This is a genomic window from Mesorhizobium sp. M7A.F.Ca.CA.004.04.2.1 (assembly GCF_004022825.1).
Classification (GTDB): Bacteria; Pseudomonadota; Alphaproteobacteria; order Rhizobiales; family Rhizobiaceae; genus Mesorhizobium.
This window is the reverse complement of the sequence record NZ_RZPH01000219.1, coordinates 1-7,028: the sequence shown is the minus strand read 5'-3', so window position 1 is coordinate 7,028 and position 7,028 is coordinate 1. Positions and strand designations below refer to the sequence as shown.

The 7,028-nt window shown below is 57.3% G+C and carries 7 protein-coding genes and 1 pseudogene; all 8 read left to right on the top strand.

Translation table 11 applies throughout. The annotated features are described in order from the left end of the window. Positions 1 to 563 (top strand): hypothetical protein (locus EN893_RS38045; RefSeq protein WP_206640106.1); only part of this gene is annotated, 563 nt, incomplete at its 5' end. Beyond that, complete coding sequence (locus EN893_RS12515; RefSeq protein WP_127268857.1) at positions 560 to 1,828, top strand: hypothetical protein; 1,269 nt, start codon at positions 560 to 562, stop codon at positions 1,826 to 1,828. The genes EN893_RS38045 and EN893_RS12515, both read left to right, overlap by 4 nt. Further along, positions 1,821 to 2,597 (top strand): class I SAM-dependent methyltransferase, encoded by a 777-nt coding sequence (locus EN893_RS12510; protein WP_164748853.1) that lies wholly within the window; start codon positions 1,821 to 1,823, stop codon positions 2,595 to 2,597. The genes EN893_RS12515 and EN893_RS12510 overlap by 8 nt, the downstream gene beginning before the upstream one ends. A gap of 5 nt (positions 2,598 to 2,602) precedes the next feature. Then, positions 2,603 to 3,412, top strand: coding sequence for a methyltransferase domain-containing protein (locus tag EN893_RS12505; protein WP_128361560.1), 810 nt, complete (start codon positions 2,603 to 2,605; stop codon positions 3,410 to 3,412). A gap of 12 nt (positions 3,413 to 3,424) precedes the next feature. Beyond that, entirely contained in the window at positions 3,425 to 4,546 is a 1,122-nt protein-coding gene (locus EN893_RS12500; protein WP_128361559.1) for a glycosyltransferase, read from the top strand. Continuing rightward, a complete protein-coding gene (locus EN893_RS12495; RefSeq protein ID WP_127269563.1) occupies positions 4,543 to 5,685 on the top strand; it encodes a glycosyltransferase family 4 protein in 1,143 nt (380 codons plus the stop codon). Before EN893_RS12500 ends, EN893_RS12495 begins: the two co-directional genes overlap by 4 nt. A 56-nt stretch (positions 5,686 to 5,741) precedes the next feature. Beyond that, positions 5,742 to 6,176, top strand: coding sequence for a hypothetical protein (locus tag EN893_RS12490; RefSeq protein WP_127269562.1), 435 nt, complete (start codon positions 5,742 to 5,744; stop codon positions 6,174 to 6,176). A gap of 608 nt (positions 6,177 to 6,784) precedes the next feature. Then, positions 6,785 to 7,028: pseudogene (locus tag EN893_RS12485) on the top strand (hypothetical protein); the annotation flags it as partial.

Sequence of the window (7,028 nt, the reverse complement as noted above, 5' to 3'; positions counted from 1 at the left end):
TCGATGATGACGACGATCTCTTCACCGATCGCTTGCCGGAGGTCTGTGAGCACCTCTCGCAGAGAGGTGTCGATCAGAAGATTGCGGGTTTTGTGTTCTCGATGGCTCTTGGCCACCCAGAGACCGCAGCAGAGCCGTTTCCGTCGGAACGGACAAACCTGATAAAGATGCGGGCCGACGAACGGGTGGTCGGCGACAAGAAGGAGGTCATCAAAACTCCTTTGCTTAAACGGGTTGCCGTGCCCCCAGCGGGGCGGTTCCGCCGCGTTCCAACATCTCTTCTCTGGTCCAGATTGGCGATCGAATACGACGTTATCTGTGTCAATGTCGAGATTGGACGAAAACGATATTTGCCGGAGGGGATGACGGCAAGGATTCGGCTTCTTCAGCGACAAAATGCATACCCGATGTTGTTGCTGAACTTGAACTACATCAAGGCGTTCTGGCTAGGACGATATCGGTCGGTTCGGTTCCTGGGCAAGGCGGTTCTTGCCTGTTTGAGCTTTGGTGTCTTGAGTTTCCCGTTCTTGCTCAAGAGGTCATTCGTGCGGGTGACTTCATGAAAGAAGCCAGCTTGTGGAAGTTGGTGGAAGCCATCGTAATACGAATTGTTCCTGGTCTTCTGAACATAGCGACGTTGCTGTACATCGGCAGCCATCTGGAGACTGGACAGTACGGTATTTTCAGCACGACGATTGCGACAGTTTCATTTATTTCGACACTTGTTTTTGGAGTCGCGACCTATTCGATAATGCCGATTTCCGCAAAAATGCATGCCGCGGGAATGGGTAGAGAGTACGTATCGTCCATTTTGACCGTGCTCGCAGTTGTGGCGTTGTTTGTCGTCCTGGCTGGACTGGCACTGACGTGGCTGGGATTTGGCAATGCCGTTGCCGCGACCATCATCGTTTCTTTCGGCTTGCACACCGCACTTCAAGAGATTTTGAGGTCACAACTGCGTTTGTGGGCGTACGGTTGGTCGGCGATTTGCCAGGCCGTCGCATACCAGGCAGGAGCCATAATCCTGCTTGTCGGCGATGCGAAAGTAGGCTCGGCTCTTGCAGCCTTTTCGCTCAGCTATTTCGTCGGAGCGCTGATTTCATTTGCCTTCCTGGGACCTATGAATCTGAGACGGCCTGGCTTTTCCTATCTTGCCGGGTCTCTGGTCACAGGCTGGGGATTTGTGTTGAGCAATCTGGCCGAGAGCGGCGTGTTTGTCGGCATTCGATACATTGTTTTGTTGCTTGGCTCCGAGACCCATCTCGGTGTCTTCTCGTTTTGCGTCGATCTTTCACAACGGTCCGTCGGCTTCTTCATGAATGCGGCCAGCTTCGTATTTGTGCCAAGGGCGTTTCTCAGTGCCGCAAATGGAAACGTCAGGCAGTTTCGGCGCGGACTGTTCGAGGGAGCGGCCATCGCACTCATTTTTGCGACCGTGGCCGCGGCCGGAATAGTTGGCCTGTTTTTCTCGGGCCATGCATCCGGATGGCTGGGGAAGTCTTTTGATCCTGTGGTGTTCGGGATCGTTTCTTGTGCTGTTCTGGTCAACAGGACGAAAAAAGTGATCATCGATCCGTTTGCGCTTCGGTCGAGCAAAGCGATGACGTTGACCTATTCCTACGCGATAGGGGCGTTGGCTTGCTGTTGTCTGGCGGCATTGGGCCTTTGGTGGCGGGTGCCTCTTGGCAGTGAAATGGCATTTTTGTTCGGATATGTCGTTGCCGCTGGCTGTTCCTTTTTCGCATTGAGGAATGTGATTGCAGATCAAGGGCCTGGTGCGAAACAGCGCACCGTTTTGATGGTCGGTCCGGATGCCAGAAATGAATGAGAAGAAAGCATTCTACGACGAGAAAAACAGGCGCATCGTCCATGTCGGCACGGTGGCTGATGACGACTATTGGGATTCTCACTGGGCCGAAGGGATTGTCTTGAGGCCGGATCGCTTTGTCGTTGAAACCACCAAGCGATACCTGACCGGATCGGCCAAGATCCTGGACGCTGGATGTGGCTTGGCCAATACGGTCCATGGCCTCGACCAGGCAGGCTTTTCCGCCTACGGGATCGACTTCGCGCAGAAGACCGTGGGGATGGTGAATCGTGCCGCGCCCCATTTGCAAGTGACCGTGGGGGATGTTCGAGCAACGGGCTTCGCGGACGAATTCTTCGATGGGGTGTGGTCTCTGGGGGTGATCGAGCACTTCTTCGACGGTTACGATGAGATCGCATTGGAGATGAAGCGCATCATCCGGTCAGGAGGAGTTGCCTTCGTGACAGTGCCGAGCATTTCTCCTCTCCGACGGCTGAAGATCAGAATGGGTCTCTATCCCAGGTTTCCAGGTGAACAGGCCGGATTTTACCAGTTCGTTCTTGAGCCGTCTTCGATTGTTTCCAGTTTCGAACAGCACGGCTTCAAGCTTCTGGAATCACAGCCGAGGGGAGGCTTCAAGGGGCTGAAGGACGAGACATTTTTCTCCAAGCCGATGCAGGCCTGGTACGACAGCAAGAATGGAATCCTGAGAGGCTTGCGTGCTGCTGTGGACCGGTTGCTCGGCCCATTTTCGCATCATACGCGGCTCTACGTCTTCCACAGGATATAGCGCGGATGTCAAATCCGAGTGGGCGCAGATCGCCAAACGAAACCGGTGGTGAAGCAGTGTCGATATGGCGAAAGTTTGTTCGCACGAATGTGGCCATTTCCGAGTTCCTGGACAGTGCTCTGCCGCGGCGCCTTCGCATCGACGGCAACCGGACCTTTGCGACGGAGATAGCACCTCCCTTACTTACCTCAAACGCACGGGTTTACGATCTTGGCGGGGGTGCCAGGCCGTTCGTCAGTCTTTCGGAGAAGCGGCGCCTGGGGCTTTTTGTCGTTGGGCTCGACCTCGACGCGGAAGAGTTGTCGAAAGCGCCACGCGGAATATACGACGAGGAGATTGAAGCGGACCTTACCTCGTTTAGGGGGAGGGGCGATGCCGACGTCGTCATTTGCCAGGCAACGCTCGAGCACGTCCGTGATGGCGAGGGCGCCCTGCGCGGCATTGCCAGTTGCGTGAAACCGGGAGGCATGGTTGCCATTTTCTCGCCCTCGCGCAACGCCGTTTTTGCCAGATTGAATCGGGTCCTGCCGGAGGGGATGAAGCGACGGCTGCTTTTTGCGATCTATCCTGAAAAGGGCATGGGTCATGACGGGTTTCCGGCCTTCTACGACAAGTGCTTGCCCAGTTACTTCGACACATTCGCAAACCGGACCGACCTGGAACTTATCGAGCGCCGTCTCTTCTTGACAAGCTCCTACTTCTATTTTTTCGTGCCGGCCTTTCTTGCCTGGCGCATCTGGTTAGGCGTTTCCGCCCTGTTCCTCCGCAAGGATGCCGCTGAAACCTACGCCTATGTCTTTCGGCGAAAACAGTGAGTTCCCGCGGCCATGAAAAGGAAGCTCGCGCTGATCGCCATTCCGCTCGACAGAAGAGGCGGTGCCGAAACCGTCCTGAAACTTGTTGCGCGCGCACTCGCGAGGCGACCCGACTGGAACGTCGAAAGCGGCTTCTTGAGTAGCCAGGCGGCGGGCGGGGCCGCTGGATCACACCAGGACGGAATTCGGTGCAGCTACGGCTTTGGCGGCGGCAAGGCCATGAGCGAGTTTTTGCTCGCCCCGCGGCTGATCCGGCGTCGGTACGATTTGGTGTTCTCGAGCCACGCACGGGTAAACTCGTTTCTGGCTGCCGCCCGAAGCGTTGGACTTCTCCGCAGCCATAGGCTGGTCGCCCGCGAGTCCACGGTACTTCTGGATCGCTTCAAGGGTCCTCGCGCGCTCGCTTACAAGGCGCTCTATGCTGCCTATGGCAGCCAGGACATGATAGTCGCGCAAACGAGCTATATGAATGAACGCCTGCGTGACGTATTGCCCCGGCGAGCAATCGCCAAGCTGTGTACTTTGCCCAACCCGGTCGACGAAGATCTCATCGTCAAAATGTCCATGGAAGCATTGTCCGGGCACGACGCCGAGATACTTTCCCGCCGTCCGCAGATAGTCTGGTGCGGCCGGCTGATTGATGTGAAGCGTCCGACGATCGCGGTTGATGTGCTGGCCGAAGTCAGACGAAGGACCGGCGAGGATTATGAGCTGACCATGGTTGGCTCTGGCCCCATGGAAGCGGAGTTGAGAGCCCGCGCCGGCAAGCTTGATCTGGCCTCGCGACTAAATCTGCTCGGCCAGAGAGACAACCCGTTTCCGCTGTTTCGCGCAGCGCGTGCCGGCATGCTCACGTCGGCGACGGAGGGATTTCCCAACGTCCTTCTGGAAATGATGGCTTGCCGGATTCCCGGCATCGTCACCACCCCCTGTGCGGGAGATCTGGACATGCTGTCGGGCCTGGAGATTTCAGCCGGCTTTGGCGCGTCGGAAATTGCGGAAGCACTGCTGAAGATCATTCAAGGCGGTGATCGGTCGGCCTTGTACGGAAAGACCTTGTCGGAAAGATCGCCGGATCGGTTTGCGGATATGCTGTTGAGAGCGCCGTCGTCATATCCGGGTGGGCAGCGATGACGGCCGTTGCTCGCAACAAGATAGTCGTCTCGATAAACACATCCTGGAATGTCGTCAATTTTCGCAAGGGACTGATCGAGGCGCTGCGGAGCCGCGGCTATGACGTGGTCGTCGTCGCGCCGAGAGACGAGTATTCTCCGCTGATTGCGGCCATGGGCTGCCGCTATGTCGAACTCGACATGGACAATTCCGGCACGTCACCGTCGCGGGATTTGGTCCTTCTGTGGCGCTACTGGCGTCTCTTGCGGCGCGAGAGACCGCTGGTGTTTGTCGGCTTCACGATCAAGCCCAATGTGTTCGGCTCCATCGCGGCCAATCTGAACGGCATTCCCGTCATCAACAACATTTCGGGATTGGGGACAGCGTTCGTTCGCGGTGGTCTGCTGCTCAGGATTGCCAAGGCTTTGTACCGGGTGGCATTGGCCCGTTCCAAAATGGTTTTCTTCCAGAATGACGATGACCGGATGCTGTTCGTCGACGAACGCCTGGTTCGCAAGGATCGAACCGCGCTTTTGCCTGGCTCCGGCATCGACCTCGCGCGTTTTGCCCCTTCGCCCGAAGCGCGCACCGGGTCTGGCGCCATCATCTTTCTTCTCGTGGCCCGGCTTCTCTGGGACAAGGGTGTCGGCGAGTTCATCACGGCGGCCCGTCGGGTTTGCCGTGAGGTGCCCGGAGTGCGTTTCCAGCTACTCGGCTTTCTTGATGTCGAAAACCGGACTGCGGTCAGCCGCGAACACGTGGAAAAATGGGTTGGCGAGGGATTGGTCGAATATCTCGGCTCCACCGACGATGTGCGGCCTTTCATGCGTGGCGCCGATTGTGTCGTGTTGCCCTCCTACAGGGAGGGAACGCCGCGCTCGCTGCTCGAGGCGGCTGCGATGGGCAAGCCGCTGATCGCAACCGACGTGCCAGGATGCAGGGAAGTGGTGGACCACGCGGTCAATGGCTTCCTATGCAAGGTGAGGGACTCTGATGACCTTGCGAGCAAGATGGTCGAGTTTGCGCGGCTGGACGACTCGTCCAGGGACAGGATGGGGGCCCAGAGCAGAAACAAGGTCGAGCGGCAGTTTTCGGAAACGATCGTCATCGAGAAGTACATGCAGCAGATAGAAAGACTGAGCGCCCTTGCGACGAAATGAGCGGACCGGGCCCACCGGTCGGATGGAGGATGGTTTTGTCAGTCAGGAACATAGCGTTGCTTGCCGTCGTGGCTGTTTTGTTTGGTGTTGGCTTTCTGGGCATCATCGTGATGCAGAGGGGCGGCCCGTCCCCCGCGAAGCCGGTAGCCGAGCTCAAGCCGTTTGAAGGCAAGCTCTCCATTCCATCGGTCGATGATCTGCGTGTCGGCGGTCGCAAGATCCTGCTGTGCGGGGCGGCGTTTTCCAGGCCTCAGGCCATGCGCCTCCTGGTGACGGAAGCGGCGCGCCGAGACTACCAGGGGCTCGTCCTGGCCTGCAAACCTGTCGGTTCCGGAACACCTTGCGACGGCAAGATCGCTTCCAGGGTTGGCGATACCCTTGTTGTGCAGTGCCTGACGGCTGAGGGGGAAGATTTGGCCACCATACTTACGCAGGGCGGAATTCTCTGCGGCCAGCCGGTTCAGGCCGGCGCAACGTACAAACCTTGCTGAGCAGGTCGCCAGTACAGACCGGAGGCTCTTGCGGCGAAGTGAGTGGGTCTTGTTCTCAAGCTGGCCGGCGCCCGCATTTGGGTATTTATGGGTCCTTTATTGGGTATGCCGGTTCTTGATCGAGGTGGGGGCATGGAGCCAGATCTCTATGGCCGATAGATGAGAAATGGGTAGCCGAGCCGGCCACCTACCCCGTTGGCCGCGATTGGTATCGAGCCGATCTCGAATTACATGCTGTCAGCACGACCAATGGTCGAAATCGCGCGGCTGCCATCAAGGAGTATCTACCGAAAAATGTATCGATAATTCAATATATTAGGTGGCTGGCGAAAGGTTTGGCGCGCTCAGCTTGGTCAAAGCTTATCGAGCCAGTCACCGCGGAAAGGAGAGCTCAAATTTTTGCCCGATGGTAAGAAACCTGTGACAGGTAGTCGAAAACTATTAATGCGATCTGGCTAAAGTACTGTGCTTGGACAGACACGCGTCAGCTTAAATCGCCTCGCGCGCGCGAAACAGGTTGGAATTGTGGCCAAAAACTGGTACGCGCTGATGCAATGCCTTTGACTGGGTGCGTCTGAAGTGGTGCAGCAAGAAGGGATCGAAGACTGATGAGCCTTGTGGTTAAAACTGCGCTTGCCGTATTTGTCGTGTCAATCGGGTTTGGTTCAGCTTCATCGTTTGCCCAGGATGCTTCGTGCAGCTGCGCGACACCCTATCAAGGTTCGGCAAACCCGATCGGATCCATCCGTTCCGCCACCGGTGATGTGATGGTGTCGCAGACGGCGGGCTATGGCGCTGCCAAGGTTGGAAGCGCGCTCGATTTCGGCAGCCGTGTGGTGGTTGGCGCCAACG